The sequence below is a fragment of the Haemophilus pittmaniae genome (assembly GCF_900186995.1).
Lineage (GTDB): Bacteria > Pseudomonadota > Gammaproteobacteria > Enterobacterales > Pasteurellaceae > Haemophilus_D > Haemophilus_D pittmaniae.
Map to the genome: position 1 here is coordinate 1,305,404 of NZ_LT906463.1, position 26,529 is coordinate 1,331,932.

Consider the following 26,529-nt stretch of genomic DNA (forward strand, 5'->3'; position numbering starts at 1 on the left):
AATTAATCCAACAGCGTTAATAATGCTTGTACCGGGTGTTTTAAGGTACGGTGGGCAAAACGTTTTACTTGGCTACGGCAGGAATAGCCGGTGGCCAAGCAAAATTCAGCATTTTGGCGTGAAAGTTTTTCGCCCCAGGACATGGCATAAATGTCGTGGCTCATTTCTTGGTTTTGAACTTCATGGCCAAATACCCCAGCCATACCGCAACAACCTACTTTTTCCACTTCCAATTGTTGCCCGAAAGCGGCAAAGATTTGTTGCCATTCCTTCGGACTGTTTGGTAATTGGGTGGATTCGGTACAATGTGGGAAGAAATGCCATTCGGTATTTTTTGATTTAACTTCCACATGGAGTTTTTCCTGCCGATCGGTTTGCTTTATTTGTGCAAGTAGCCATTCATGGGCGGTAAGTACATGGAACGTTCCGCGTTTTTCCGCCAAGATTTCCTGATATTCATCCCGATAGGACAGCACTATGGCCGGATCTACACCAACCATTGGAATATCTAATTGTGCAAGGCGATTTAAAAAATCCGCCTGATTTTCAGCAATGTGGCTAAAATGCCCCAAAAAGCCTTTGATGTGCATGGCTTTGCCATTTGGTTTGAATGGCAGCAAAATTGGTGTAAAGCCTAATTTTCGACAGAGCGCAATAAAATCGGCAACCACTTTGGCATCATAATAAGAGGTGTAAGGATCTTGCACGATTAACAGCATCTTGGCTTTTTCCGCGGCACTTTTTTGTGCCAATGCATCGAGATTCGGCGCCTGATAACCTTGTTCATTTAGCTGGCTTTGCAAATTTGGCTGGGACAGGAGCGGTAAATCCGTCATGCCGATGGTTTTTTCGACTAAATTTTGAGTAAATTTCAACGAGGTAATGCGATTGAATAATCCGGGTTGTTTAGCCAACCAAGGCGCAGCAATTTCTAAATTGGCAACCACGTAATCTTTTAATGGGCGCAAATAACGTTGATGATAAAAATAGAAGAACTTCGCGCGGAAACTCGGTACATCGATTTTAATTGGACATTGTGAGGCACAGGCCTTGCAGGCGAGGCAACTATCCATCGCGGCTTTTACTTCATGGGAAAAATCATAATCGCCACGTTGTTTTCCTAAACTATTGCGCAGTTTGCCGACGAATTCGCTTAATTTGATTTTCGATTGACGGAAGTCCAGTTGTTCCGGTTGTACATTTTCGTTAGCCATAAGGCGTAACCATTCACGCACCATCGCAGCCCGGCCTTTTGGTGAGAATACCCGATTGCGGCTAACCTTCATTGATGGACACATGGTGCTGTGTTGATCAAAATTGAAGCACAAGCCGTTACCGTTACAATTCATCGCACCTTTGAATTCATCGCGTATCGCAATAGGAATTTGGCGGTCCTGATCGGCTCGCATGGGCGAAAGAATGGAGTAGAGCTCATCTTCGCATTCTAGCGGTGTGCAAATTTTGCCCGGATTTAGGCGATTATGCGGATCAAATAGGAATTTGATGTAGCGTAGTTCACGCCATAATTCTGGGGTGAAGAAGGTTTCTCCATAGTGGGAACGTACACCTTTACCATGCTCCCCCCATAATAAACCGCCATATTTCGCCGTAAGTTCGGCGACTTGGTCAGAAATTGTTTTAAATAGCGCGACCTGTTCTTTGTCGCATAGGTCAAGTGCCGGCCGAACATGTAATACACCAGCATCCACGTGACCGAACATACCATATTGCAGATTGTGGGCATCCAATAGTGCGCGAAATTCGGCAATATAATCGGCCAAATGCTGTGGCGGTACGCAGGTATCTTCCACAAACGGAATAGGTTTAGCTGTGCCTTTGGCGTTACCCAATAAACCTACCGCTTTTTTACGCATGGCATAAATACGCTCAATCGATGGTAGATCATCACAAATTTGATAGCCAATAATGCCATCACTACCGGCAGCTATTTTTTCGTCCAATGCCTGGCATAACTTTTGCAACTGATGACTGATTTTACTTTTATTATTGCCGGCAAACTCCACAATGTTGAGTCCAAGAATTGGGGCTTGTTCGTCTTCGTGTAATAGCTCTTTGACCGAATGCCAAATGATGTCTTGTTTGGCAAGATTCAACACTTTGGAATCTACGGTTTCTACGGATAGTGCATTAGCCTCTACCATAAAAGGAGCGCTGCGCAATGCAGCATCAAAGGAATTGTATTTAATATTGATTAAGGTGCGATATTGCGGAATTGGTAATAAATTCAGTTTGGCTTCACAAACAAATGCCAATGAACCTTCTGAGCCGGTAATGATGCGGGTGAGATTAAATTCGCTTAAATCATCATTAAAGACATTTTTTAAATCATAACCGGTAAGAAAACGGTTCAGCTGCGGCATATCATCGAGAATCGCTTGGCGTTTCTTTTTGCAACGATTGAAAATCAGCTGTGGCAAATTTTTACTAGTGCTTTGTTCCTGAGGGACATCATTAACTTGTTCTAATTGCTGGCTAGAAATCGAATCAGTATCTAACACTTCGCCATTAATTAATACGCTACGTAAGGCTAATACATGATTAGAGGTTTTGCCGTATTGTAATGAACCTTGACCGGAAGCATCGGTATTAATCATACCGCCTAAGGTTGCGCGGTTACTGGTGGATAGCTCCGGAGCAAAAAATAAACCATGGGGCTTTAAAAATTGATTGAGTTGATCTTTTACTACACCAGCCTGTACCCGTACCCAACGTTCTTGCACATTGAGTTCAAGAATTTCGGTCATATGGCGGGAGAGATCAACAATAATATTGTGGTTAAGTGATTGTCCGTTGGTTCCGGTACCGCCACCACGCGGAGTGAAGGTTAAGGATTGGTATGTTTCCCGATTAGCTAATTTTGTTAGACGCACCACGTCTGCGACAGTTTTGGGAAACAAAATAGCTTGTGGTAATTGTTGGTAGACACTGTTATCGGTAGCTAAACTCAGGCGTGAAGCATAATCGGTGGCAATATCGCCTTCGAAGTGTTGTTTTTTTAATGCGTCAAGATAGTCAATAACAACAGGCTCAAGTTGAGGAACAGCGGCAAGACGGGGTAGCATATAACTCCTCTTATATATAGCAAAAGAATGAGCAAGATAATATATGAAGCGCTTTTGAATGTCGAACCTTGATCGGAGATTTTAAGGAAGAGAATTTTTAAATTAAAGGTGTATAATTTACTCGTTTATTTGAATTTGGAGTGTATTAAATTGTTTTTTTCGATGAAAAAAGGGAAAAGAAAATTTGTGCTAGATTGACAAAATATCTCTTTTTAACCCATAAAATAAGCTGAATGTGCGTTCATTTTGGGGGTTAATTGGTTACAAAATAACCAAAATAGGCAAAAAAAGTTTGATCTTTGACTTTTTTATAGGATAATAGCCCCACTTTTGAACGTTCCTTTGGCTATGCAAAGGAATTGAATTTGTCAAAAGGTACAAGTTAGGGCAAATTCAAAACCCTAGTTAAGCAATGTTTAGGATGAATTTATTATAAAAAAGTTCATAATAAACAAGGAAACTTTTCTTATTACGATGACTAAATAGAGGACATCAAAATGAAAAAAACTGCAATCGCATTAGTAGTTGCTGGCTTAGCCGCAGCTTCTGTAGCTCAAGCAGCTCCACAAGAAAACACTTTCTACGCTGGTGCTAAAGCTGGTTGGGCATCTTTCCACGATGGTATCAAATACACAGCTGATCATTTTGTATATACACAAAATGGTGTTGCGTATGAGCTTGGTTTCAACCGTAACTCTGTAACTTACGGTGTATTCGGTGGTTACCAAATCTTAAACCGTGACAACTTAGGTTTAGCGGTAGAATTAGGTTACGATGATTTCGGTCGTGCTAAATTCCGTGCTGAAGGTCAAAACGTACTTAAACACACTAACCACGGTGCTCACTTAACCTTAAAAGGTAGCTATGATTTAGGCGGTGTTGCTTCTGCATTACAAGGCTTAGACGTTTATGGTCGTGCAGGGGTTGCTTTAGTTCGTTCTGACTACAAATTCTACAACTTAGAAGGCGAAAAATGGCATAAAGAACACAGCTTGAAAGCATCTCCAGTGTTCGCTGCTGGTTTAGAGTATGCATTACCATCTCTTCCAGAGTTAGCATTACGTCTTGAATACCAATGGGTTAACAAAGTTGGTAAATTAAAAGATCAAAATGGTGATCGCGTAGATTACGCTCCATGGATCGGTTCTGTAACTGCAGGTTTATCTTACCGTTTCGGTCAAGGTGCTGCTCCAGTAGTTGCTCCTGAAGTTGTAAACAAAACTTTCAGCTTGAACTCTGATGTAACTTTCGCTTTCGGTAAAGCAAACTTAAAACCAGAAGCTAAAGGTGCTTTAGACGGTATCTACGGCGAAATCGCTCAAGTTAAAAGCGCTAAAGTAGCTGTTGCTGGTTATACTGACCGCATCGGTTCTGAAAAATTTAACTTAAAATTATCTCAACATCGTGCTGACACCGTTGCTAACTACTTAGTAGCTAAAGGTGTTGCTGCACAAGACATCACTGCTACAGGTTACGGTAAAGCTAACCCTGTAACTGGCGCAACTTGTGACGCAGTTAAAGGTCGTAAAGCTCTTATCGCTTGTTTAGCACCAGATCGTCGTGTTGAAATCGCAGTAAACGGTACTAAATAATTAATACCTTTGCGAAATAAAGCATAACGTAGAAAGACCTAAACTTCGGTTTAGGTCTTTTCTTTATATGTAATTTATCGTTCATTTTATAGGAACTTTATATGAAAAAGTGGATTGCTATTATTGTGGCAGCGGTTGCCATTGGAATGACTTTAATGTCCAGCTATAACGGTTTAGTTAAAGCTGAAACCGAAATTGACGCTGTTTGGGCTAACGTGGAATCAGCCTACCAACGTCGTGCCGATTTAATTCCTAACTTGGTGAATACGGTGAAAGGACAGGCCAATTTTGAGCAACAAACCTTAACCAATGTGATCGAAGCCCGCGCTAAAGCCACTCAAACTCAAATTGATCCATCCAATTTAACGGAAGAGCAATTAGAACAATTCCAACAAAATCAAAATCAGGTCGGATCTGCCTTATCTCGTTTATTGGTAACCGTTGAGCAATATCCAGAATTGAAAGCCAATGAAGGTTTTATGAATTTACAGGCACAATTGGAAGGCACTGAAAACCGCATTAATGTAGCGCGTAATAAATTTAATGAAGCGGCTAAAGTATATAACCAAAAAGTGCGCGAATTCCCAGCAAAAATTACTGCAATGCTCTTTGGCTTTAAAGCTAAACCTTATTTTAAAGCAGCTGCAGGTGCGGAAAATGCACCGGTTGTGAATTTTAACTAAGGATCCAATCATGGGATTTTTCTCACGCATTCCCGTGGATAAAAAGCAAATCGAGGCGGCTATTAGTCGCCTTGAAAGCCACACCTCAGCCGAGCTACGGGTTTATATCGAACGTAAATATCCCAAAGCAAGTCGCGATTTATCTGTGATGGAGCGAGCATTACAGGTTTTTGATGAATTAAATATGGCAAATACTGCTGAGAAAAATGGTGTATTAATTTATCTCAACTATAAGCAGCACCTATGTGCCATTATCGGCGATCAGGGTATTGATCAGCATCTTGATGCGGCCTACTGGCAAACTCAATGTGACTTAATGACCGCTGATTTTAAACAGCGCCAATACACTGCCGGGATTGTTGCCGCCATTGCACGAATTACTGATGTGTTAGCTAAACATTTTCCTATTCAGGCAAATGATCAAAACGAATTACCAAATGAGGTAATTGTCCATGAATAATGCTGTTAAGAAGATTTTTGGCTTTTTTCTGCTTTGTTTTGTGCTGAGTTTTTCCAGTCAGGCAGCGTATTTTCCACCAAAACCTAGCCCGTTTCATTATGTGAATGATTACACGAAAACACTCACTACAGCAGAAACGCAAACATTGGAAAATAAACTAATTCACTATGGCCAACAAACCAGTTCACAAATAGCTGTCGTATTAGTACCGACAACCAATGAATATGAAATTGCTGAATATACCTTTGCATTAGGCGATAAATGGGGGATCGGCCGTAAGGAACTCAATAATGGCGTATTGATGCTTATTGCGAAAAATGATCGCAAGGTATTTATCGCTACCGGGCAAGGTTTGGAGGCCGTATTGCCCGATGCTTTTTTATCTTCGGTCATTCGCAATGCGATTTTGCCGCAATTTAAGCAGGAACAATACGCACAAGGTATTAGCGATGGTTTAGATGCCATCATTGCGGCTAGCCAAGGTGAATATGGTGCTTACCAAGCGGAAGAAGAAAGCACATTCGATCAATATATTCCATTGCTGATGATCCTGGTATTTTTTACTTTTGTCGCATTTGGTGAATATCAATATCATAAAAATGAAGTTTATGTTAGCCCATCGCAACGTGATCAATTGGAACAAATTATTCGTCAAGTTGGCCGCTCTCGACGCAATAATAATGGTGATGGTTTTGGTGGAGGCTTCGGAGGCGGTTTTGGCGGAGGCTCATCCGGTGGAGGCTTCGGCGGAGGTGGTTTTGGTGGCGGTGGAGCCGGCGGTAGTTGGTAAAACCTACTCTTTCACTCGACTTCTATCTTGTGATAGAATGCACGCTCTTTTTACATCACAAGGAACATTATGGAAACTTTAGAGAAAATTAAAAAGCAGATCGCTGAAAACCCAATTTTAATCTACATGAAAGGCTCGCCTAAATTACCTGCTTGTGGATTTTCTGCGCGTGCGGTAGAAGCGTTGATTAATTGTAACGTACCATTTGGTTATGTTGATATTCTGCAACACGCGGATATTCGTGCTGAATTACCGGGCTATGCAAATTGGCCAACCTTCCCACAATTATGGGTTGAAGGTGAGTTAATCGGCGGCTGCGACATCGTGTTGGAAATGTTCCAAGCCGGCGAATTACAAACGTTGTTGAAAGAAGTTGCCGAACGCCATAAAAACGCATAATAAAGCCAAAGAACGCCGTCATTGATATCACGGCGTTTTTTATTGCTCAAAGTTATGGCAAACGCCCCTATGATTTTCAGAGTTTTCTTAAAAATCACATGTAACTCATTGATTTTATTAGAATTGATTTTAAAAACAAATTTTTAACATTTTTTTCTAAAAGCGCTTGTCTCAGATGCCCGCTTTCGTTAGACTTTGTCACTGTTAGTCGGGGTGTCAGATGATGGCTGAGAAATACCCGTGAACCTGAGACAGATAATGCTGGCGTAGGAAACTAATCTAATCGTTCATTATGCTGTTTCTTTTTTCATCTTCAACAAGGAGCACATAGTGAAAAATCTAAAGAAACTCAGCGTATTACTTACCGTATCCATTCTTCCTTTGCAATCTTTTGCCGCACAACCACAGCCCTTAAACGTCTATACCTATGATTCGTTTTCGGCAGATTGGGGCGCTGGTCCACAGATTAAAAGTGCCTTTGAAAAGGCTTATCCGCAATGCCAGGTTAATTACACATCCTTCGATAATAACGGTACCTTATTTAATCGGGTTCGTTTGGAAGGCAAAAAACTCAAAGCCGACATCGTATTGGGGCTCGATCAACACCAAATTGATGAGGCTGAAAAACTGGCTGTATTTGTACCGAATAAGGTCGATTTGAATGCCTTGGCATTGCCATTAAAATGGCAAAATCAAACCTTCTTACCTTATGATTTTGCGGAATATGCGTTTATTTACGATAAAAATAAACTTGCCAATCCACCAAAAAGTTTTCAGGAATTAATCAATAACCAAGAATTAAAAATTCTTTATCAGGATCCACGTACCAGCAGTATTGGGCGTGGTCTATTGTTGTGGCTAAATCAAGTGTATCCAAATCCGCAAGAGGCGGCACAGGCGTGGCAAACCTTGCAAAAACACACGGTGACCGTGACTAAAGGCTGGACCGAAGCCTATGGTGCCTTTTTAAAAGGGGAGGGCGATTTGGTATTAAGTGAAAATACTTCCCCGATTTATCATCGCTTAGCTGAAAATAAAACCCATTATGCTGCAACTGATTTCCCAGAAGGTGGTGTATTGCAAATCGAAGTGGTGGCGAAAACCCAAAATGCCCCGGCAGAATGTAGCGATGCCTTTTTGAATTTCCTTTTAACACCGCAGGCACAAGCCGATTTAGCGAAAAAAAATGTGATGTTACCGGTTATTAAAACCACAATTGAACCTCACATAGACGCTCTGGCGGAACAAACCCGCAATGCTAAAATTTTTGATACCTCAAAGATTGATGGAGCTGAATTGAAAAAACTCATTAATCAATGGCAAAAAGCGTTGTCGCAGTAATTAATGCATGTTGTCATTATTTGCTAACCCACGCTTTCGCTTACCGGAGGTATTGCTCGGAAGCGTGGTGATCATCGCCATTTTTAGCTTGTATGCGGGGGCTTTAGGGACGCTTTTTACCGTTGGACAGGAAGCCTCTTTGCATAGCTTATGGGAGGATGCATATCTTCATCGGGTAATCCGATTTAGCCTTACGCAAGCAGCCTTATCAGCCTTGTTATCGGTGCTATTGGGTGGGCTGCTGGCGCGCATATTATTTTTCCTATCATTTCCCGGAAAGGCTTTTATATTACGGTTATTTTCCCTCACTTTTGTGTTACCGGCATTGATTGCCATTTTTGGACTGTTAGGCATTTATGGTCAACAAGGGTGGTTGACAGAATTATGCCAATGGTTTGGTTTGGATTGGCAACCTCGTTTGTATGGCCTGACAGGAATCCTCTTGGCACATCTTTTTTTCAATATTCCCTTAGCCGCGAAGGTCGGCTTGCAAGCACTTGAAGCAATTCCTTCAGAGCAACGTTGTCTGGCGGCCCAACTGAATATTCGTGGCTGTAATTTTTTTCGTTTAATTGAATGGCCTTATCTGAAAACTCAATTATTACCTACTTTTGCGCTGATTTTTTTGCTCTGCTTCAGTAGTTTTACGATTGTGTTGGCACTTGGCGGCGGCCCCCAATACAGTACGTTGGAAGTGGCTGTGTATCAGGCGATCTTCTTTGAGTTTGATTTACCAAAAGCGGCACTTTTTGCATTGGTACAATTTGTCCTTGGGGCGATTTTGTTTAGTATCTTGCAGTTTTTCAGTCCACCGCCGGAAAGCCATCTTTCCACACGTTATATTTGGAAGCCTAAAGCCAAACCGGCTCAGATATGCTTGCATTGGATGTTATTTTTGCCATTTTTACTGTTTATTTTTACGCCCTTGCTACATATTGTGTGGCAGGGGATACGCGCCTCAAATTGGTGGAACGCCTTACTTAATAAGGACCTATGGCAGGCATTAGGCTTTTCCTTAAGTTTGGCGCCAACGGCAGCAATTCTTGCGCTAACCCTAGGAATAGCTATTTTGTTTACGGTGCGGCGATTGATGTGGCTGAATCAGATGACGGCTGCAAACACCTTATTAACTGCCGGCATGGTAGTGTTAGCGATTCCAACGCTCATTTTGGCGGTGGGATTATTTATTTGGTTGCAAGACAGGGAACTTACCAATTGGCAGCTTTTTGGTTTGGTTGCGCTATGTAATGCGTTGGCTGCATTGCCCTTTGTATTGCGGATTTTGCATCCACCGATGTGGCGTAATCTGCAATCCTATGAACATTTGTGTCAATCCTTGGGCTTACGTGGCTATAGTCGATGGCGTTTGGTGGAATATCCGTTATTAAAACCGGCCTTAAAATATGCTTTTGCTTTAGTGGCCACCTTATCCCTAGGGGATTTTACCGCGATTGCCTTATTTGGTAGTCCGGATTTTACTTCGCTACCGGCGCTGCTGTATCGTCAGATTGGCCAATATCGCACGGAGGACGGAGCAATTACAGCATTGATTTTATTATTGTTGTGCGTGCTGTTATTTATTTTTATCGAACGCAATAAAGGAGGGCAATATGATTGAGTTACACCAAGTAAAATTTGCCTATAAAGAAATGCAAATGTGCTTTGACTTGCAATTAGCCCGTGGTGAAAAAGCAGCAGTGATCGGAGAAAGCGGGGCAGGCAAGAGCACCTTGCTTAATTTAATTGCCGGTTTTGAATATGCTGACTCCGGGCGAATTCTACTGAATGGCGAAGATCATAGTCGTAGCGCAGTACATCAACGGCCGGTTTCCATGTTATTTCAGGAGAATAATTTATTTACCCATTTAACCGTAGAGCAAAATATAGCCCTGGGCTTAAAACCCAATTTATCGTTGAATACGACTGAGCAGCAACTTGTAGTTGATGCCGCAGCGGCCGTAGGGTTAGGGGATTTTTTAAAGCGTCAGCCGACAGCATTATCTGGCGGGCAAAAACAACGGGTTGCGTTGGCTCGTTGTTTATTACGCGATAAACCGATCCTATTACTGGATGAACCTTTTTCCGCACTAGATCCACAATTGCGCCAAGAAATGCAGCAATTAATTTTTCAACTTTGCGATGAAAAGCAATTAACCCTGCTGTTGGTGACTCACCAACCGCAGGAAATTAGTCAATCCGTCGATCTTGTACTTCGTTTACATAACGGACGGATCTTAGATAATTAACGGGGAACTCGATGACTTGTCATAACCATAATCACACCCATGAACTACAACTTTCTTCAGTTACACCACATCAATCCGTGGAATATTGGTCGGTTTGTAAAGTAGAAGCGTTATTTGAAACGCCTTTTTTAGAATTGATTTATCGTGCTGCACAAATTCATCGTGAGCATTTCAATCCACAGGCGATCCAACTTTCCACCCTCATGTCGATTAAAACCGGTGGATGTCCGGAGGATTGTGGCTATTGCCCACAATCCGCGCGTTATCAAACCGGCGTACAAAACCAACAATTATTGGATGTAGAGGAAATTATCGCCAAGGCCAAGATCGCCAAATCACGCGGTGCAGGCCGTTTTTGTATGGGGGCCGCATGGCGTGGCCCTAAGCCGAAGGATATGGAAAAAGTCACCCAAATTATCCGCGCAGTAAAAGATTTAGGGTTGGAAACTTGCGGTACATTTGGTTTATTGCAGGATGGCATGGCCGAAGAGCTCAAGGAAGCAGGCTTAGATTACTACAATCATAATTTGGATACCGCGCCGGAGCATTATAAAGAAGTGATCGGTACTCGCCGTTTTGATGATCGTTTAAGTACCTTAGGAAAAGTACGCAACGCTGGCTTAAAAGTATGTTGCGGTGGTATTGTCGGTATGAACGAGACCCGCAAGGAGCGTGCTGGTTTGATTGCTAGCCTTGCTAATTTAGATCCCCAGCCTGAATCAGTACCCATTAATCAATTGGTGAAAATTGAAGGAACTCCATTGGCTGATGCGGAAGAATTAGACTGGACGGAGTTTGTACGAACCATTGCGGTTGCTAGGATTACTATGCCAAAAAGCTATGTGCGTTTATCGGCCGGACGTAGTGAAATGAACGAACAAATGCAGGCGATGTGCTTTATGGCCGGTGCGAATTCTATTTTCTATGGCGACAAGCTATTGGTAACGGGCAATCCGGAAGAGGATGGCGATCGCCTGTTGATGGCTAAATTGGATTTAGAACCGGAAACGGAAGAGAATAAAAAACGAGACTAAATAAAAAGGCATCTGAAAGATGCCTTTTTTAATTGGGTAATGAATCGAAATTAACGTTCGTTCCAACGTTTAATGGATTCGCGAATGACTTCTTTCGCTTCTTCCACATCGCCCCAGTGAGTTACTTTGGTTGAACCCGGTTTTTTCAAGGCTTTGTAGTTGTTGAAGTGGAATTCAATTTGTTTGATTAATTGCGCTGGGACATCCGCAAGGCTGTTGTAGGCATTGCCGGTGTCGCGATCATCGGCCGGTACACAAACAATTTTGTCGTCCACTTCGCCATCATCAACGAATTTCATTACACCGATCACTTTAGCTTCAAGGAATACGCCGGTTGCTAACGGTTGACGGGTTAGCAATAACACATCCAATTCATCGCCGTCTTCATCTAAGGTTTGTGGAATAAAACCGTAGTTGGTTGGTTTGGCGAAAATAGCCGGTTCAACACGATCCAATTGGAATGCCGCAACTTTACGGTTCCATTCGATTTTATGGCAGCTGCCTTCCGGAATTTCGTTTACCACATTGATGATACCGGCATCGACATTGCCCGGGGTTAAAATTTGATTAAAATCAGCCATGTTGTTTCCTTTTTAGTTGACGTTAAAAAACGCCGCGAGTATAGCAGTTTTTCCCTCGCCAATGTAGTGAAATTGCGCACGCCGGCAAAAGGGCTAAGATTTGTTGATAAATAGAATGGCGCAAACGTTTACTTGGGCTGTTTTTTCGGTAAAATAGCGCCTCTTTTTTACCCTCAAGGAACATTATGGCTAATTTAGCAAAATTTTTTGAGCTTGAATCCCGCGGCTCAAACCTCCGTCAAGAATTGATTGCCGGATTGACTACATTCTTGGCAATGGTTTATTCGGTCATTGTTGTACCTAATATGTTAAGCAGTGCCGGTTTCCCGGCCGAATCAGTGTTTATCGCTACCTGTTTGGTGGCCGGTCTCGGTTCCATTTTAATGGGGCTGTGGGCGAATACCCCAATGGCCATTGGTTGTGCGATTTCGTTAACCGCGTTTACGGCATTTAGTTTGGTTAGCGGCCAGAATGTACCTATTCCTGTTGCGTTGGGTGCCGTTTTTTTAATGGGGGTGGTTTTTACCCTTATTTCTGCGACCGGTATTCGTGCTTGGATTTTACGTAATTTACCGGAAAGCATCGCGCATGGCGCTGGTATCGGTATTGGTCTTTTCCTGTTGCTCATCGCCTCCAATGGCGTTGGCTTGATCGTTGGCAGTACAAAAGGTATTCCGGTTAAAATGGGCGAATTCACATCCTTCCCGGTACTGATGTCATTGATTGGATTGGCCTGCATTATCGGTTTGGAAAGAATGCGCGTAAAAGGGGCTATTCTATGGGTGATCATTGCGATCACGATCATCGGTTTAATTTTCGATCCAAAGGTGACCTTCGGTGGACAAGTTTTCAAAATGCCATCATTTGGTGAAAATTCCTTATTCCTACAATTAGATTTAGCAGGCGCTTTACAAGCCACCATTTTACCTGCGGTGTTTGCCTTAGTGATGACAGCAGTATTCGATGCCACAGGGACGATTCGTGCGGTGGCCGGGCAAGGTAATTTATTGGACAAAAACGGACAAATCATCAATGGCGGTAAAGCCTTAACCTCCGACTCTTTAAGTAGCTTGCTTTCCGGTCTATTTGGTACCGCGCCGGCGGCTGTGTATATCGAATCTGCAGCTGGTACTGCAGCTGGTGGTAAAACCGGCATCACCGCGATTGTAGTGGGCGTATTGTTCCTCTTGATGTTATTTTTCCAACCATTGGCTTTCTTAGTGCCGAGTTACGCTACTGCGCCGGCGTTGATGTATGTTGGTTTATTAATGTTAAGCAATGTTAGCAAATTGGATTTCAATGACTTCGTTGGCGCCATGAGCGGATTGATTTGTGCAGTCTTTATCGTCCTCAGCGCAAACATCGTGACAGGCATCATGTTAGGTTTCGCTTCTTTGGTTATCGGTCGAGTGGTCAGCGGCGAATTTAAACGCCTCAACATTGGTACTGTCGCCATCGCAATTATTCTTGTTGCCTTCTATGCCGGCGGCTGGGCAATTTAAGCCATCATCTCCCGACAAAAAACACGGCGCTTGCCGTGTTTTTTCTTTTTTAAAGGTAACTATAATAAAATCAATGGGTTATAGGGTATTTTAGCAAAAACTCTAAAAACTGAGAGGGCGTTTGAAGAATGGATATCAATTAAAAGGCCGGTATAAACCGGCCCATAGAGAGTTTACACAACACCACAAGTGTAGAAAAATATATTTTAAACAGCTAATTCTTCCGCAATTTCCTCCGCTTGCTTAATCACATAGCTTACGGCTTCTTCCTGTTTATCCGGTGGGTATTTATAACGCTGTAAAGCTCGTTTCACGAGAATACGCATTTTGGCGCGTACCCCTTCTTTATATTGCCAGTCGATGGTAACCGAGCGTCTTAAAGTATCGGTAATTTCTTTAGCGAGTTTACTCAATACTTCATCACCCATCAGTTCGCGGGCGCTTTGGTTTTGGGCGAGGGCTTCGTAGAAGGCGAGCTCTTCTTTTTTCAGACCCAGCTTTTCACCTAAAGCTAAGCGTTCTTGGAAGTCTTGGCTCATTTTGAAAAGCTCATCCAAAATTTCTACCACGCTTAAATTGTGGTTGTGATATTGATTTAGGGCTTCTTTTAAGCGCTGCTCGAAGTCTTTTTGCAATGTTAGATTCGCGCCTGATTTGGCTTTGATTTCGCTTGCCAAATAACGCTCCACCGCGCTAACCCATAAGTTCTTGGTCGGGCTGTTTTTAATAGTCTGCAAAAACTCTTCAGAAAGTAGACTAATTTGTGGTTGCGGTTTTTCCAACAGGTCAAATAAATCAATCACGCCTTCGGAATAGACGGCCTGATTGACCAATTTTTTCAATAAAATCTGTCTTTCATTAGAACCTGTACCATTTTGTTTGCTCTTCGTGAGAATAGCGCGTACGGCATCATAAAAGGCAATTTCTTGGTTGTATGGCTCAACTTCAGCCAATGCACCACATAGCATATAGCCTTTTTTCACCAATCCCGCCGCTTTCAAAAAGGCTTTTTTGCGTGGCTCGGTTTCTTTTTTATTAAACCAGTGTTGTTCGTGCACTTTGCAATCAAACGGTAATTGATCGATGCTCAAAATATGGTTAGCGGCAAAACGAATTGCCATTAAAAGATCATGCGGATTATCTTTTTCTAAGGCCGTCTGAACATCAAAGGTTTTCCCTTCAACCGGCGTTGCAAACAGGCTGCGGACAAACTCTAAATGCTCTTTCATTTTAAAGAACACATCAATTACGTTATCCGTCAGCTTGCCCTTGCCTTGCGAATTAGTGTATTGCTGGGTTGCTTCTTTGAGTTTTGCGGCAATACCGACATAATCCACAATCAAGCCGCCATTTTCTCGGCTTTTATTACGGAATACACGGTTAACCCGCGCAATCGCCTGCATCAGGTTATGCCCCTGCATCGGCTTATCGATATACATCGTATTACAGCAAGGCGCATCAAAACCTGTCAGCCACATATCGCGCACAATCACGACTTTCAGCGGATCGTTCGGGTCTTTAAAGCGGCGTTCCAGCGTTTGTTTTTCCTGTTTACTGTAAACGTGTTTCTGCATTTCCGGCGCATCGGAAGCAGAACCCGTCATCACAATTTTAATCGCCCCTTCGTTAATATTGTCCGAATGCCATTCAGGACGCAGTTTGATGATTTCATTGTATAAGTCCACGCAAATCTGACGGCTGGAAACCACCATCATTGCTTTGCTGTCGACGACTTCATTGCGTTTGGCAAAATGCTGCACAAAATCCGCGGCTAAATCAGCCAGGCGGGCTTGCGAACCCAGCAATTTTTCCTGCAAACGCAGGGCAGGGGATTGCTCCTCTTCCAGCAAATCATCAATTTCTTTGAATAGCTCATCGTGTTCTTTTTCGTTTAAGCGGATTTGGCGCGCTTCATACACAATCGGCACCGTTGCGCCATCTTCCACCGCATCTTGCAAGTCATAAATCGACACATAACGCCCGAACACATCTTGCGTGTCCTTATCTTCTAAGCTAATCGGCGTGCCGGTAAAACCGATAAACGAAGCATTAGGCAGCGCATCGCGCAAATGGCGGGCGTAGCCTGCCTGAAATTTGCCTTTATGCAATTTTTGCGTAAAGCCGTATTGGCTGCGGTGTGCCTCATCACTGATTACAATAATATTGCTGCGCTCATTTAAAACAGGGAAGCGGCTTTCTTCCTCATTTAGGGCGAATTTTTGAATCGTGGTAAAAAACACACCGCCCACTTCATTTTGCGCGAGCAGTTGGCGTAGTTGATCGCGGTCTTCCACTTGTTGTGGTGTTTGTTTGATTAAATCTTTTCCGGAAGAAAAGGTTTGGAAAAGCTGACCGTCCAAATCGTTGCGGTCGGTGACCACCACAATAGTGGGATTTTTCAATTCAGGCTGCGCAAGCAGTTTGCCGGCATAAAACAACATGGAAATCGATTTACCCGAACCTTGCGTGTGCCACATCACACCAATGCGGCGGTCGCCTTTTTCTGAAGTCGCCCAAATGGTGGAATCTACAGCTTCATTTACGCCGTAATATTGATGGTATGCCGCGATTTTTTTAATGGTTTTACCGTTGGAATCCCGCTCAAATAAGACGAAATAGCGGATATAGTCCAATAAATCCTCAGGCTTCATCAAGCCATTGAGCAGGCTTTGCAATTCATCGTCAAAATATAAGCGCGCGCTTTGATTTTTTTCATCCACCACTTTCCACGGCGTAAAGCGTTGGAAATCAGCCGAAAGCGAGCCCAAACGTGCGGCAATGCCGTCTGAAATAATCAGGGTTTGGTTGTAAACAAATAGCTCGGCAATTTCATCTTTATAGGTTTCAAATTGATTAAACGCCTGCAACAAATCCGCCGATTCGCGCAACGGATTTTTCAGCTCAAATACCACCAAGGGCAGACCATTTACAAAGCCGATAATATCGGGAATCCGTTTGCCCCCTTTACGGCTGCGGATTTCCAGCTGATTGACGGCAACAAAACGGTTGTTTTCCCAATGCTCAAAATCCACCAAGCGCGCCATCTCGATTTTTTGCTCGCCGTCAGCCTGATATTCCACCCGCACGCCATCGCGCAACAGTTTATAAAACGCCTGATTACGCACCACCAAGTCGCCAATATCGCTTTTTGTCGCGGCTTTGACCACAGAATCAACCGCACTTTCAGGCAGTTGCGGATTAAGTTTACGCACCGCCTCACGCAGTTGCTCAATAAAAACTACACCGCTCAAATCGCCACGGACAAACTCGCCTTCATGAACAGGCAAGTCTTTACCGTAGCGATATTCCCAACCGAGGGATTGCAGGCGTTGAAGGGTGAGTTGTTCGATATCGTTTTCGTTGAGCATGATAAGCTCCTTAGTGTATTGGTTTTAAATATCCCCTTTACGAAAGAGGAAAATAGTATTGGGCTTAATTTGGATTTATATGTTTTTTATTGGCAAATTTTTCTGCAAATCCGACCGCTTGTAATCAACAAACCTTCCAAATAATCTCCCTCTTTAGCAAAGAGAGGATAGGAGAGATTTGGTAAAGTTCATGAAATCTTATAACTGGTATTCGGTTTCTATTTCTTTCAATAATTCACATAAAATGATCTGCTGTTTTTCAATCAATTCTTTAATGTCAATGATTAGATCATTATAGTTTGTTTTATTACTGGCTAAATTTTTGACTTTTTCATACAAACTTAATCCATTATCACTTTGATAATCATCGTTTTCAAAAGAGTAAGGCGAAAAGCTAAAAGTTGATAAGTAGCTAGCAACAATACCAAAACCTTGTTTACCGTGTCGTTGACTTAAATCGACAGGATGAGCAAATATTTTATTTCTGAGTAATCTCACTATATCTAAATCGGGAATTGAGGCTATATCTAAATCTTTATTAAGCAATATTTTATAAATTACTTTTATTGCATGGGCTTCAGTTTCTGCCAAAGATATAATTCCATAACAATATATGTAATTAAGACCTCTACCATTTTCATTTTTTAAATTTAGATAGCTATAAATTCCATCTTCAGCATCAGAAACAATATCCAACGCAGAACAAAGTAATCTATAATTAGGTATATCGGTAGAAATTTTGTCATGCAAAATTCCATTTCTGATCTTATCAATGTAATCAATTACATTTTTATTCATTTTGAATATCTCCATTTAATAATCTAGGCAATAATAAATCTCTTGTATCTTGAAGATTGAAATTTTCTAGCCTGTTAAAAATAATTTTTTCTAAAATATTTTCTAATGTTTTATTTGCTAATAATTCATCATTTGGCACGATGCATTTCGCAGCAGATAAATGCTCACGTTTAATATGCCCCATTGTTACGGCTTTGTCGTAGGCAATACGCTGAAATTCAGCTAAATGATATTTGGTATAAAAATAGTAAAACCATTTAGGATATCTTTTAGATGTGACTTTGAATAAATGTTGGTTTAGTGCAGCTTTTCCACCACACCAAATATCCACTAATAAACTTCCTGACCAAGAAAAAATCACATCGCCATTATCAATAATACATTCAGGCTTAATACTTGCTTTAGCTTTCTCTTCACCGTCGGCATAACCTTGTCTTAATTGGGCAATTTTCACAACAGGTAAAAATGGTTCGTCATCTTCAGGACGGAATTTTTGCAATGCTAAACCATTCTGATAATTTGCAATTTTATCCAAGGCTTTCAAATTCCACCCCTTCGGCACTTCAACCCCATCAATCTCCACTATCTCACACGGAAACGCTTTGGCGGTTTCGGCTAATTCTGCGTAGCGGTCAGGCTGTGTTTGTGAAAGTGCGGTCAGTTCTTCGGGGGTTTTTCCGCTGATTGCCTGCATGGCTGCCAGCTCTGCTTGTTCAAGGCTAAGGCCGTCTGAAAGAGCTTGGACTTTGGCACGCACGGGATCGAAATCGACAAACCAACTTTTAAACAGGGCTTGGGCGATTTGTTCCAAGGTTTGGTTGATTTGGGTGTTGAGATCTATTTTTTGGTCAAAACTAAGCAAAATTTCCCCAACTTTTATTTTGTTGATATTTAAATCAGGAAGAGAAATAGATTTTAAAATAGTTTGATTTAAAAGAGGTTGGCCAGATCCTACACGCATGCTATTTAAATTTAAGGATTTTAAATAATAAAACCAAAAAATACTTTCTTTTAAATTCATACTTCTTGCAGATATTGCATTATCTGTTACCCAACATTTCTTATCTGAAAAATGTACACTTCCACAATATGAGCCAACTCTTCCAATAATAATTGTATTTTCATCAGAGTTATATTCAGATGAATAACCAATTATTCCGTTAGCCCCATAGACAGGATAAAAACCAGTATCAGTTCTGTTTGGTGAAGTTTTTCCATTAGAAAATTTCAGGTGTTGCCCTAAGTTACTCATACCCCAATCCCCCTAAATTCTTCTTAATCTCCGCTTCCAATTCCGCACTTTTCGCAAATTGTTCCTTCAAAAGAGCGGTCAGATTTTGCATTTTTTCTGCAAAAGGTACGCCGTCGTCTTCTTGTTCTGCGGTGCCGACATAGCGTCCCGGTGTGAGGACGAAGTCGTTGTCTTTCATCTCTTCTAAAGTGGCGGATTTGCAGAAAGCGGCTTGGTCTTCATAGCCGTCTGATTGTTGCCAAGTGTGGAGGGTATCGGCGATTTTGGCGATGTCGTCAGCGGTGAAATCACGCAATACGCGGTCTTTCATATAGCCGATTTGGCGGGCGTCGATAAACAATACTTTGCCTTGACGCTTTTTGTTGCGGTTTAAGAACCAAATACAGGCGGGGATTTGGGTATTGGTGAAGAGCTGGCCGGGCAGGGCGACCATACATTCCACCAAGTCGGCATTGATGATGGCTTTGCGGATTTCGCCTTCGTTGTTGGTTTGGCTGCTCATGGAGCCGTTGGCAAGCAACAATGCCATTTTGCCTTTTGGCGAGAGGTGGTAAATCATGTGTTGCAGCCAAGCGAAGTTGGCGTTGCCTTTCGGCGGTGTACCGTATGCCCAACGTGGGTCGTCGGCCAGGGATTCTCTCCACCAATCGCTGATATTGAAGGGTGGGTTTGCCATGATGAAATCCATCTTTTTGTCGATGTGTTGCGGCTGGGTGAAGCTGTCGGCGTTGTGTTTGCCGAAGTCGTAATCAATGCCGCGAATCGCCATATTCATGGCGGCGAGTTTCCATGTGGTTGGGTTGAATTCTTGCCCGTAGATGGAAACGTTGTTGATGTTGCCTTGATGAGCGGTGATAAAGCGTTCGGTTTGCACGAAAAAGCCGCCGCTGCCCATGGCCGGGTCATATACGCGGCCGGAGTATGGCTCGAGCATTTCGACAATCAGGGAAACAATGGATTTCGGCGTAAAATATTGTCCGCCGCGCTTGCCTTCGGCTTGGGCAAAGCGACCGAGGAAGTATTCGTAAACGTGGCCGAGAATGTCTTTTGCGCCCAAATGTACAGGCTCGCCGTTGTAAGTCGGACGGGTAAAGTTGGTATCGGAGAAGAGGATAATCAGCCCGCGCAGGGTGTCTTCGTTTACGGCATAGCCGCTGATGCGTTGGAGTACGCCTTTGAGTTTTTCGTTGTCTTTTTCAATGGCATCGAAGGCATCGTCAATCAGTTTGGCTACGCCGGAAAATTTCCCGCCCCAAGGCAGCTCTGCGCCAATGTTTAAGATGGAAACGGCTTTAATCTCGTCCCAACGGGCTTGCTGCGGCACCCAGAACACATTGTCGGCGGTGTAGTAGTCGCGGTTTTCCAGTTCGGCTGTTAAGGCTTCTTGATATTCTTCTTCGGTGTCGTAAAAAGTGCGGTCAAGATAGAGTGGATTTTCGGGATCGCTCAGCTCCGCCTGAATTTTTTCCTGCTGATGAGTGAAGCTGTCGGAGATGTATTTAAGGAAAATTAAGCCGAGTACGATGTGTTTGTAATTGGCGGCATCAAGCTGCTGGCGCAGTTTATCGGCAGATGACCAAAGTTTTTCGTCTAGATCGTTTAGGAAGGCTTGTTGTAAAGCGGGGTTATCAAGCGCATTTTTAGTGGTTTCTGCATAAAATTTATCCTCGGTAAAGTATTTTTTGCTAAAAATCTGAGATGGATCGCAATTCAGGTATGATTGCCGGTTATTTTCGGTGATTAAGACGGGCATTATTCTATAGAAAAAACAAAGGGTAACAAATAGCAATTGGCTGAAACAGGAAAATAAATAGAGTCAATAGGGAGAATTGGAATGCGCCATGGCTAAGGCTGGAAGACTTGATTGTTGCTAAATGTTTATTTTTTAAATCAACCCTAATAAAATCAATAGGTTAAGTTGATTTTTAGCAAAAACTCTGAAAACTGAGGGGGCGTTTTCCATGGGCGGGGAATAAACTATTGGAAATTTTAGGTTTTTTAGAGTAATCTTGTGCCCGCAACGTAGAGGTGCGGACATTATAAGTAGTTATTTGGAGCGGATAGCGGAGATGAATAACGAAAGGAATGGCCGCCGAAATCGGTTGAAAGTCATTTTGACTGGTTGGTAGCGTCTTCGAAAGGAACGTTACTGTCATAGTTTTTCACTATGGAGCGCTACGGTGAGTCTTTTCTTTGTTTTCTTGCCTGCCCGCGCTCCATTAAGTTATAGGATAACCTAATGGATCTTATCGATTATTCTTCTTCAATTTGGTCTATCGTACCGCCTTTATTGGCGATCGTGTTGGCCATCGCAACCCGTCGTGTATTAATTTCACTGAGTGCGGGGATCGTTATTGGTGCATTGATGTTGGCGGGTTTTAATCCGTTGAATGCATTCACCTATTTAGCCAAAAACGTGGCGGCGTTGGTGTATGCCGATGGCGAAATCAACTCCAATATGAACATTATTCTGTTCTTATTATTGCTTGGAGTGTTAACGGCATTGTTAACCGTTTCGGGCAGTAATCGTGCATTTGCCGAATGGGCACAAAGTAAGATCAGAAGTCGTCGCGGTGCGAAATTATTAGCCGCCTGCTTGGTGTTTGTTACCTTTATCGACGATTATTTCCACAGCTTGGCGGTGGGGGCAATTGCCCGTCCGGTGACCGACCGTTTCCGCGTTTCACGAGCGAAATTGGCCTATATTTTAGACTCCACCGCAGCACCAATGTGTGTAATGATGCCGGTATCCAGTTGGGGGGCGTATATCATTTCATTGGTTGGTGGTTTATTGGTGACTTATGGAATCACTGAATATACCCCAATGGGCGCCTTCGTAGCGATGAGTTCAATGAACTTCTACGCCATTTTCTCTTTATTAATGGTGTTCTTTGTCGCTTACTTTTCCTTTGATATCGGCACCATGGCGCGTCATGAGAGCTTGGCCATGGAACGTAGCGATGACGAGGAAGAGGCAATTGATGGCGTGAAAGGTAAAGTGATTAATTTGATTTTGCCAATTGTAGTGTTAATCATTACCACGGTATTTATGATGCTATTCACCGGTTATGAAGCCTTAGCTGCCGATGGTAAAGCTTTTAGTATTTTAGGCGCATTTGAAAATACCACGGTGGGAATTTCATTGGTCTTTGGTTCATCCTGCGCGGTATTAGTATCTACCTTGTTGATTATTTGGGAACGTCAAGTTGGCGTGAGCGAATATTTCAAATCTTGGTGGATCGGTATCAAATCCATGTCTGGCGCGATTGCGATTTTATTCTTCGCTTGGACTATTAATAAAGTGGTGGGCGATGCGCAAACCGGTAAATATCTCTCTTCACTAGTTACCGGCAATATTCCGGTAGAATTCCTACCAGTGTTGTTGTTTATTTTGGGTTGCTTAATGGCATTCTCCACCGGTACCAGCTGGGGAACCTTCGGGATTATGCTACCGATTGCCGCTGCTATGGCTAGCAATAGTGCACCGGAATTGTTATTACCTTGTCTTTCTGCGGTGATGGCAGGAGCGGTGTGTGGTGACCATTGTTCTCCGGTTTCCGATACTACGATTTTGTCTTCAACCGGTGCGAAATGTAATCACATTGATCACGTTACCACTCAATTACCTTACGCGGGTGCGGTTGCTGCAGCAACGGCGATTGGCTATGTGGTTGTTGGGTTTAGTCTGTCAGGTTTGGCAGGATTCATTGCCACAGGTGTAAGCTTGGCATTAATCGTATTCATTGTGAAAAAACGCTAAAAATGTGATCTGGCTCAAACTTTAAAATAAAAATTAAAAAAGTTTATATTTTTATAAAATGCGGCATAAAGTCGCATTTTTTTTGTATTTAAATAAATATACTTTATAAAAAACCAATATTTAAATGTTTATTGGAATTTAAATCTATTTCGTTGGTCTTGTTAGCCATTTTGTTGCCTTTACAACGACTTTGTCTTCGGTATTATGTGCCTCACGTCAAACAAATTCGCCATAAACGAAAGATTTTAGGAGAGAGTTATGAAGAAATTATCCGGTGCGGAAATGGTGGTGCAATCCTTACGCGATGAGGGCGTAGAATATGTCTTTGGTTATCCTGGCGGTGCGGTGTTGGATATTTATGATGCGATTCATACCCTAGGCGGTATTGAACATATTTTAGTGCGTCATGAACAAGCAGCGGTGCATATGGCCGATGGTTATGCGCGTGCTACCGGCAAAGTGGGTTGTGTATTGGTGACATCCGGTCCGGGCGCAACGAATGCGATTACCGGTATTTTAACCGCCTATACGGATTCTGTGCCGTTGGTTATTCTTTCCGGTCAGGTTATGAGTAATTTGATCGGTAGTGATGCTTTCCAAGAATGCGATATGGTGGGGATTTCTCGCCCGGTGGTGAAACATAGCTTTATCGTGAAAAAAGCAGAAGATATTCCGGAAACCTTGAAAAAAGCCTTTTATATCGCTTCGACCGGTCGCCCTGGCCCGGTAGTAGTAGATATTCCGAAGGATACGGTCAATCCAAATAATAAATTCCCGTATGAATATCCAAGCTCGGTAGAATTGCGTTCCTATAATCCGACAACACAAGGCCATAAAGGACAAATCAAAAAAGCGTTAAAAGCATTGTTGGTGGCGAAAAAACCGGTATTGTTCGTTGGTGGTGGCGCGGTAGCGGCAGAATGTCACGAGCAATTAACCCAATTTGCCCAACAATTGAATTTACCGGTAACCTCTTCTTTGATGGGCTTAGGCGCTTATCCGGGCTCGGATAAACAGTTCCTTGGCATGCTTGGTATGCATGGTACTTACGAAGCCAATAATACAATGCATGAAAGTGATTTAATCTTTGGTGTGGGCGTACGTTTCGATGACCGTACCACCAATAATTTGGCTAAATATTGCCCGAATGCCAAAGTTGTTCAAATTGATATCGATCCGACTTCTATTTCGAAAAATGTTCATGTGGATATTCCAATTGTCGGCGATGCGAAAAATGTATTAAATGAATTTTTAAGTTTACTCGGAGAGCAAGGCACTTCCCGTCCGGCCAATTATCTTGCCGACTGGTGGCAACAAATTGAGGGATGGCGGGCGAAAAAATGCTTGGATTACGATCGTAATTCCGGCGTAATCAAACCACAACAGGTAATGGAAATTGTACATCGCATTACCAAGGGCGATGCCTATATTGCATCTGATGTGGGACAACACCAAATGTTTGCGGCACTGCACTATGCCTTTGATAAACCGCGTCGTTGGATCAATTCTGGTGGCGCAGGTACTATGGGCTTCGGCTTGCCGGCCGCACTTGGCGTGAAATTAGCCCATCCGAAGAAAACCGTGGTTTGTGTCACCGGTGACGGTAGTATTCAAATGAATATTCAAGAACTTTCCACGGCGATCCAATATGGCATTACGGTGGTGGTGATTTGTTTGAACAACCATTTCCTTGGCATGGTAAAACAATGGCAGGATTTGATTTATTCCGGACGTCATTCACAAACCTACATGAATTCCTTACCGGATTTCGTGAAATTGGCGGAGTCTTACGGACATGTCGGTATTCAAATTTCATCACCGGATGAATTACAAAGTAAATTGGAAGAAGCCTTTAAAATTAAAAATAAATTGGTATTTGTTGATGTTAATGTGGATGAAACGGAACACGTTTACCCAATGCAAGTACGCGGCGGGGCAATGAACGAAATGATTTTGTCCAAACCACAAGAAGGGGAGAATAAATAATGCGTAGAATTTTATCCGTTTTACTGGAAAATGAATCCGGTGCTTTATCACGCGTGGTCGGCTTGTTCTCCCAGCGTGCCTTTAATATCGAAAGCCTTACCGTGGCACCGACCGATGATCCAACCCTATCTCGCATGACCATTGCTGCAGTGGGGGATGAGCAAGTGTTGGAACAAATCGAGAAACAATTGCATAAATTGGTGGATGTGTTCAAGGTGATTAGCCTCAGCGAGCATGAGCACGTGGAACGCGAAGTGATGTTGTTAAAAGTGCGTGCGACCGGCACCTCACGCGATGAAATCAAACGTTTGGCCGATATTTTCCGTGGGCAGATTGTGGATGTCACACCGAAATCCTATACCATTCAATTGACCGGTACTAAGGACAAACTGGATGCCTTTGTCAATGCGGTGAAAGAGGATACGTCTGTGATCGAAATCGTCCGTTCCGGTTTAGTCAGCCTTTCTCGTGGCGAGAAAAATGTACTGTAATTTTTTATCTTGAAAAAGGCCGTCAATTGACGGCCTTTCTTTTCGCCAATCACTTCCCCAACGCTCTCTAGAAAACAGAAGTTTTAAAAATAGAATATTTATTAAAAAATAACTATGCCGAGATGATGTTGGGCTATGGACATTATCGTCTTCGCTTGCAAGAAGATGGGCTGCTTTGTCACGATTTGCCGGAAAAGTTACAAATTCGAGTCGAGTATATGGCAGCCCGGTTAACGGAAAAAACGGATGTGGTGAGGCTATTTAATTTTTTAATCAGTAAAGCCGCGCGAGAAATTATACAGCGCCACGGCTTTTTGATGATTTAACCACGAGCGAAAGCAGCCGCTTCTTCAATTAGAGACTGCTCAGGTCGTATGCCGGTATATAACTCAAATTGTTCTACGGCTTGCAACACAATCACTTCCGCACCGGAAATAACCTGTTTGCCTAAGCGTTGGGCAGTGCAGATAAACGGTGTTTCTGCCGGCAAGGCTACCACATCAAAAGCTGTTTTGGCTTGTTCAATGAGTTCTTCACTAAATGCTAAATCATTAGCTTCTGCGCCGCCTTGCATACCGATTGGGGTGACATTCACTAAAATATCCGCCGGTGTTAATACATGGCTATATTGATAGCCATAAAGCGCCGCTAAATGCTGGCCTGTTACGGCATTACGAGCATAAATTTGGACATTTTCAAAGCCACTATGCTTAAATGCTGCGGTGACTGCTTTGGCCATTCCGCCGCTGCCTTGAATAATAACGGAATCCTGCGGATTTAATTGGTATTTTTCGATTAACTTCACAATGGCGATATAGTCCGTATTGTAGGCGCGCAAAAAGCCTTGATCATTGACGATCGTATTGACCGATTGAATTGCTTGTGCGGAAGGGGCGATTTTATCTAAAAATGCCATACAGCTTTCTTTAAATGGCATAGAAACTGCACAACCGCGAATACCTAAGGCGCGAATGCCTTTTACTGCGTGTTCAATATCTTGAGTAGTAAAGGCTTTGTAAATAAAGTTTAGACCCAGTTTTTGGTAAAGATAATTGTGAAAACGGGTCCCGAAGTTGCCAGGGCGGCCGGAAAGGGACATGCACAGTTGGGTATCTTTATTGATTAACATAATGTTTCTCCGAAATGAATTTTCCCTAACCATA

General features: G+C 42.7%; 21 protein-coding genes and 2 riboswitches. Of the genes, 14 read left to right on the plus strand and 7 right to left on the minus strand.

The annotated features are described in order from the left end of the window. Positions 1 to 2: 2 nt before the first annotated feature. Positions 3 to 3,083: a D-2-hydroxyglutarate dehydrogenase YdiJ gene (gene ydiJ / locus CKV74_RS06470; protein ID WP_095176900.1), complete on the minus strand. Its 3,081-nt coding sequence runs from the start codon at positions 3,081 to 3,083 to the stop codon at positions 3 to 5. A 497-nt stretch (positions 3,084 to 3,580) separates the two neighbouring features. On the opposite strand from ydiJ, the gene ompA reads away from it, so the two are divergent. The 9 genes from ompA to bioB all read left to right on the plus strand — a co-directional run bounded on the left by ompA (position 3,581) and on the right by bioB (position 11,628). Beyond that, positions 3,581 to 4,675 carry a porin OmpA gene (gene ompA, locus CKV74_RS06475; RefSeq protein ID WP_007242135.1) on the plus strand — a complete coding sequence of 365 codons (1,095 nt, stop codon included), beginning with the start codon at positions 3,581 to 3,583 and terminating at the stop codon, positions 4,673 to 4,675. 101 nt (positions 4,676 to 4,776) lie between these two features. Next, positions 4,777 to 5,358 carry a LemA family protein gene (locus CKV74_RS06480; RefSeq protein WP_007242137.1) on the plus strand — a complete coding sequence of 194 codons (582 nt, stop codon included), beginning with the start codon at positions 4,777 to 4,779 and terminating at the stop codon, positions 5,356 to 5,358. Between the two features lie 10 nt (positions 5,359 to 5,368). Beyond that, the gene (locus CKV74_RS06485; RefSeq protein WP_007242132.1) at positions 5,369 to 5,818 is read left to right on the plus strand and encodes a TPM domain-containing protein; all 450 of its coding nucleotides are present in this window, start codon (positions 5,369 to 5,371) and stop codon (positions 5,816 to 5,818) included. Further along, positions 5,811 to 6,608 carry a TPM domain-containing protein gene (locus CKV74_RS06490; RefSeq protein WP_007242130.1) on the plus strand — a complete coding sequence of 266 codons (798 nt, stop codon included), beginning with the start codon at positions 5,811 to 5,813 and terminating at the stop codon, positions 6,606 to 6,608. The genes CKV74_RS06485 and CKV74_RS06490 overlap by 8 nt, the downstream gene beginning before the upstream one ends. Before the next feature lie 69 nt (positions 6,609 to 6,677). Then, positions 6,678 to 7,007, plus strand: coding sequence for a Grx4 family monothiol glutaredoxin (gene grxD / locus CKV74_RS06495; protein WP_007242119.1), 330 nt, complete (start codon positions 6,678 to 6,680; stop codon positions 7,005 to 7,007). Positions 7,008 to 7,206: 199 nt separating this feature from the next. Continuing rightward, a riboswitch (TPP riboswitch) is annotated at positions 7,207 to 7,297 on the plus strand. Positions 7,298 to 7,337: 40 nt separating this feature from the next. Further along, complete coding sequence (gene thiB / locus CKV74_RS06500; RefSeq protein WP_007242080.1) at positions 7,338 to 8,348, plus strand: thiamine ABC transporter substrate binding subunit; 1,011 nt, start codon at positions 7,338 to 7,340, stop codon at positions 8,346 to 8,348. 7 nt (positions 8,349 to 8,355) lie between these two features. Then, positions 8,356 to 9,966, plus strand: a complete 1,611-nt coding sequence (gene thiP, locus CKV74_RS06505) for a thiamine/thiamine pyrophosphate ABC transporter permease ThiP (protein WP_095176901.1) — start codon at positions 8,356 to 8,358, stop codon at positions 9,964 to 9,966. Then, positions 9,959 to 10,594, plus strand: coding sequence for a thiamine ABC transporter ATP-binding protein (gene thiQ, locus CKV74_RS06510; RefSeq protein ID WP_007242134.1), 636 nt, complete (start codon positions 9,959 to 9,961; stop codon positions 10,592 to 10,594). Before thiP ends, thiQ begins: the two co-directional genes overlap by 8 nt. Positions 10,595 to 10,605: 11 nt before the next feature. Further along, positions 10,606 to 11,628 carry a biotin synthase BioB gene (gene bioB / locus CKV74_RS06515; protein ID WP_007242152.1) on the plus strand — a complete coding sequence of 341 codons (1,023 nt, stop codon included), beginning with the start codon at positions 10,606 to 10,608 and terminating at the stop codon, positions 11,626 to 11,628. A 50-nt stretch (positions 11,629 to 11,678) separates the two neighbouring features. Here the strand turns inward: bioB and CKV74_RS06520 are convergent, their stop codons facing one another. Then, complete coding sequence (locus CKV74_RS06520; RefSeq protein WP_007242150.1) at positions 11,679 to 12,209, minus strand: inorganic diphosphatase; 531 nt, start codon at positions 12,207 to 12,209, stop codon at positions 11,679 to 11,681. 185 nt (positions 12,210 to 12,394) lie between these two features. Here CKV74_RS06520 and CKV74_RS06525 point away from each other — a divergent pair, with 185 nt between their 5' ends. After that, positions 12,395 to 13,711, plus strand: coding sequence for an NCS2 family permease (locus tag CKV74_RS06525; protein ID WP_007242099.1), 1,317 nt, complete (start codon positions 12,395 to 12,397; stop codon positions 13,709 to 13,711). A gap of 206 nt (positions 13,712 to 13,917) precedes the next feature. On the opposite strand, the gene CKV74_RS06530 is transcribed toward CKV74_RS06525, so the two are convergent. From CKV74_RS06530 to CKV74_RS06550, 4 genes are all read right to left on the minus strand, one after another. Continuing rightward, positions 13,918 to 17,079 carry a type I restriction endonuclease subunit R gene (locus CKV74_RS06530; RefSeq protein WP_095176902.1) on the minus strand — a complete coding sequence of 1,054 codons (3,162 nt, stop codon included), beginning with the start codon at positions 17,077 to 17,079 and terminating at the stop codon, positions 13,918 to 13,920. A gap of 198 nt (positions 17,080 to 17,277) precedes the next feature. Continuing rightward, positions 17,278 to 17,877: a hypothetical protein gene (locus CKV74_RS06540; RefSeq protein ID WP_007242089.1), complete on the minus strand. Its 600-nt coding sequence runs from the start codon at positions 17,875 to 17,877 to the stop codon at positions 17,278 to 17,280. Continuing rightward, a complete protein-coding gene (locus tag CKV74_RS06545) occupies positions 17,870 to 19,129 on the minus strand; it encodes a restriction endonuclease subunit S (RefSeq protein WP_007242082.1) in 1,260 nt (419 codons plus the stop codon). Before CKV74_RS06545 ends, CKV74_RS06540 begins: the two co-directional genes overlap by 8 nt. Then, a complete protein-coding gene (locus CKV74_RS06550) occupies positions 19,122 to 20,882 on the minus strand; it encodes a class I SAM-dependent DNA methyltransferase (protein WP_007242072.1) in 1,761 nt (586 codons plus the stop codon). The genes CKV74_RS06545 and CKV74_RS06550 overlap by 8 nt, the downstream gene beginning before the upstream one ends. A 262-nt stretch (positions 20,883 to 21,144) precedes the next feature. Beyond that, a riboswitch (Lysine riboswitch) is annotated at positions 21,145 to 21,315 on the plus strand. 53 nt (positions 21,316 to 21,368) lie between these two features. On the opposite strand from CKV74_RS06550, the gene CKV74_RS06560 reads away from it, so the two are divergent. The 4 genes from CKV74_RS06560 to CKV74_RS10660 all read left to right on the plus strand — a co-directional run bounded on the left by CKV74_RS06560 (position 21,369) and on the right by CKV74_RS10660 (position 25,692). Continuing rightward, positions 21,369 to 22,889: a Na+/H+ antiporter NhaC family protein gene (locus tag CKV74_RS06560; protein ID WP_007242154.1), complete on the plus strand. Its 1,521-nt coding sequence runs from the start codon at positions 21,369 to 21,371 to the stop codon at positions 22,887 to 22,889. A 258-nt stretch (positions 22,890 to 23,147) separates the two neighbouring features. Next, entirely contained in the window at positions 23,148 to 24,875 is a 1,728-nt protein-coding gene (locus CKV74_RS06565) for an acetolactate synthase 3 large subunit (protein ID WP_095176904.1), read from the plus strand. Further along, a complete protein-coding gene (gene ilvN / locus CKV74_RS06570) occupies positions 24,875 to 25,366 on the plus strand; it encodes an acetolactate synthase small subunit (protein WP_007242125.1) in 492 nt (163 codons plus the stop codon). The genes CKV74_RS06565 and ilvN overlap by 1 nt, the downstream gene beginning before the upstream one ends. A gap of 125 nt (positions 25,367 to 25,491) precedes the next feature. Then, positions 25,492 to 25,692, plus strand: coding sequence for a substrate-binding domain-containing protein (locus CKV74_RS10660; protein ID WP_095176905.1), 201 nt, complete (start codon positions 25,492 to 25,494; stop codon positions 25,690 to 25,692). Here the strand turns inward: CKV74_RS10660 and CKV74_RS06580 are convergent. Beyond that, positions 25,689 to 26,495, minus strand: coding sequence for a shikimate 5-dehydrogenase (locus CKV74_RS06580; protein WP_007242062.1), 807 nt, complete (start codon positions 26,493 to 26,495; stop codon positions 25,689 to 25,691). The two genes, CKV74_RS10660 and CKV74_RS06580, sit on opposite strands and share 4 nt — an antisense overlap. Positions 26,496 to 26,529: the final 34 nt, after the last annotated feature.

What these genes read in the sequence shown, in the direction of transcription:
- ompA (WP_007242135.1), top strand. Translation starts at nt 3,581, where the DNA reads ATGAAAAAAACTGCAATCGCATTAGTAGTTGCTGGCTTAGCCGCAGCT.
- ilvN (WP_007242125.1), top strand. Translation starts at nt 24,875, where the DNA reads ATGCGTAGAATTTTATCCGTTTTACTGGAAAATGAATCCGGTGCTTTA.
- ydiJ (WP_095176900.1), bottom strand. Translation starts at nt 3,083, where the DNA reads ATGCTACCCCGTCTTGCCGCTGTTCCTCAACTTGAGCCTGTTGTTATT.
- CKV74_RS06520 (WP_007242150.1), bottom strand. Translation starts at nt 12,209, where the DNA reads ATGGCTGATTTTAATCAAATTTTAACCCCGGGCAATGTCGATGCCGGT.
- grxD (WP_007242119.1), top strand. Translation starts at nt 6,678, where the DNA reads ATGGAAACTTTAGAGAAAATTAAAAAGCAGATCGCTGAAAACCCAATT.
- CKV74_RS06565 (WP_095176904.1), top strand. Translation starts at nt 23,148, where the DNA reads ATGAAGAAATTATCCGGTGCGGAAATGGTGGTGCAATCCTTACGCGAT.
- CKV74_RS06530 (WP_095176902.1), bottom strand. Translation starts at nt 17,079, where the DNA reads ATGCTCAACGAAAACGATATCGAACAACTCACCCTTCAACGCCTGCAA.
- CKV74_RS06485 (WP_007242132.1), top strand. Translation starts at nt 5,369, where the DNA reads ATGGGATTTTTCTCACGCATTCCCGTGGATAAAAAGCAAATCGAGGCG.
- CKV74_RS06545 (WP_007242082.1), bottom strand. Translation starts at nt 19,129, where the DNA reads ATGAGTAACTTAGGGCAACACCTGAAATTTTCTAATGGAAAAACTTCA.
- thiQ (WP_007242134.1), top strand. Translation starts at nt 9,959, where the DNA reads ATGATTGAGTTACACCAAGTAAAATTTGCCTATAAAGAAATGCAAATG.
- CKV74_RS10660 (WP_095176905.1), top strand. Translation starts at nt 25,492, where the DNA reads ATGTTGGGCTATGGACATTATCGTCTTCGCTTGCAAGAAGATGGGCTG.
- CKV74_RS06480 (WP_007242137.1), top strand. Translation starts at nt 4,777, where the DNA reads ATGAAAAAGTGGATTGCTATTATTGTGGCAGCGGTTGCCATTGGAATG.
- CKV74_RS06560 (WP_007242154.1), top strand. Translation starts at nt 21,369, where the DNA reads ATGGATCTTATCGATTATTCTTCTTCAATTTGGTCTATCGTACCGCCT.
- CKV74_RS06540 (WP_007242089.1), bottom strand. Translation starts at nt 17,877, where the DNA reads ATGAATAAAAATGTAATTGATTACATTGATAAGATCAGAAATGGAATT.
- CKV74_RS06550 (WP_007242072.1), bottom strand. Translation starts at nt 20,882, where the DNA reads ATGCCCGTCTTAATCACCGAAAATAACCGGCAATCATACCTGAATTGC.
- CKV74_RS06525 (WP_007242099.1), top strand. Translation starts at nt 12,395, where the DNA reads ATGGCTAATTTAGCAAAATTTTTTGAGCTTGAATCCCGCGGCTCAAAC.
- bioB (WP_007242152.1), top strand. Translation starts at nt 10,606, where the DNA reads ATGACTTGTCATAACCATAATCACACCCATGAACTACAACTTTCTTCA.
- CKV74_RS06580 (WP_007242062.1), bottom strand. Translation starts at nt 26,495, where the DNA reads ATGTTAATCAATAAAGATACCCAACTGTGCATGTCCCTTTCCGGCCGC.
- CKV74_RS06490 (WP_007242130.1), top strand. Translation starts at nt 5,811, where the DNA reads ATGAATAATGCTGTTAAGAAGATTTTTGGCTTTTTTCTGCTTTGTTTT.
- thiP (WP_095176901.1), top strand. Translation starts at nt 8,356, where the DNA reads ATGTTGTCATTATTTGCTAACCCACGCTTTCGCTTACCGGAGGTATTG.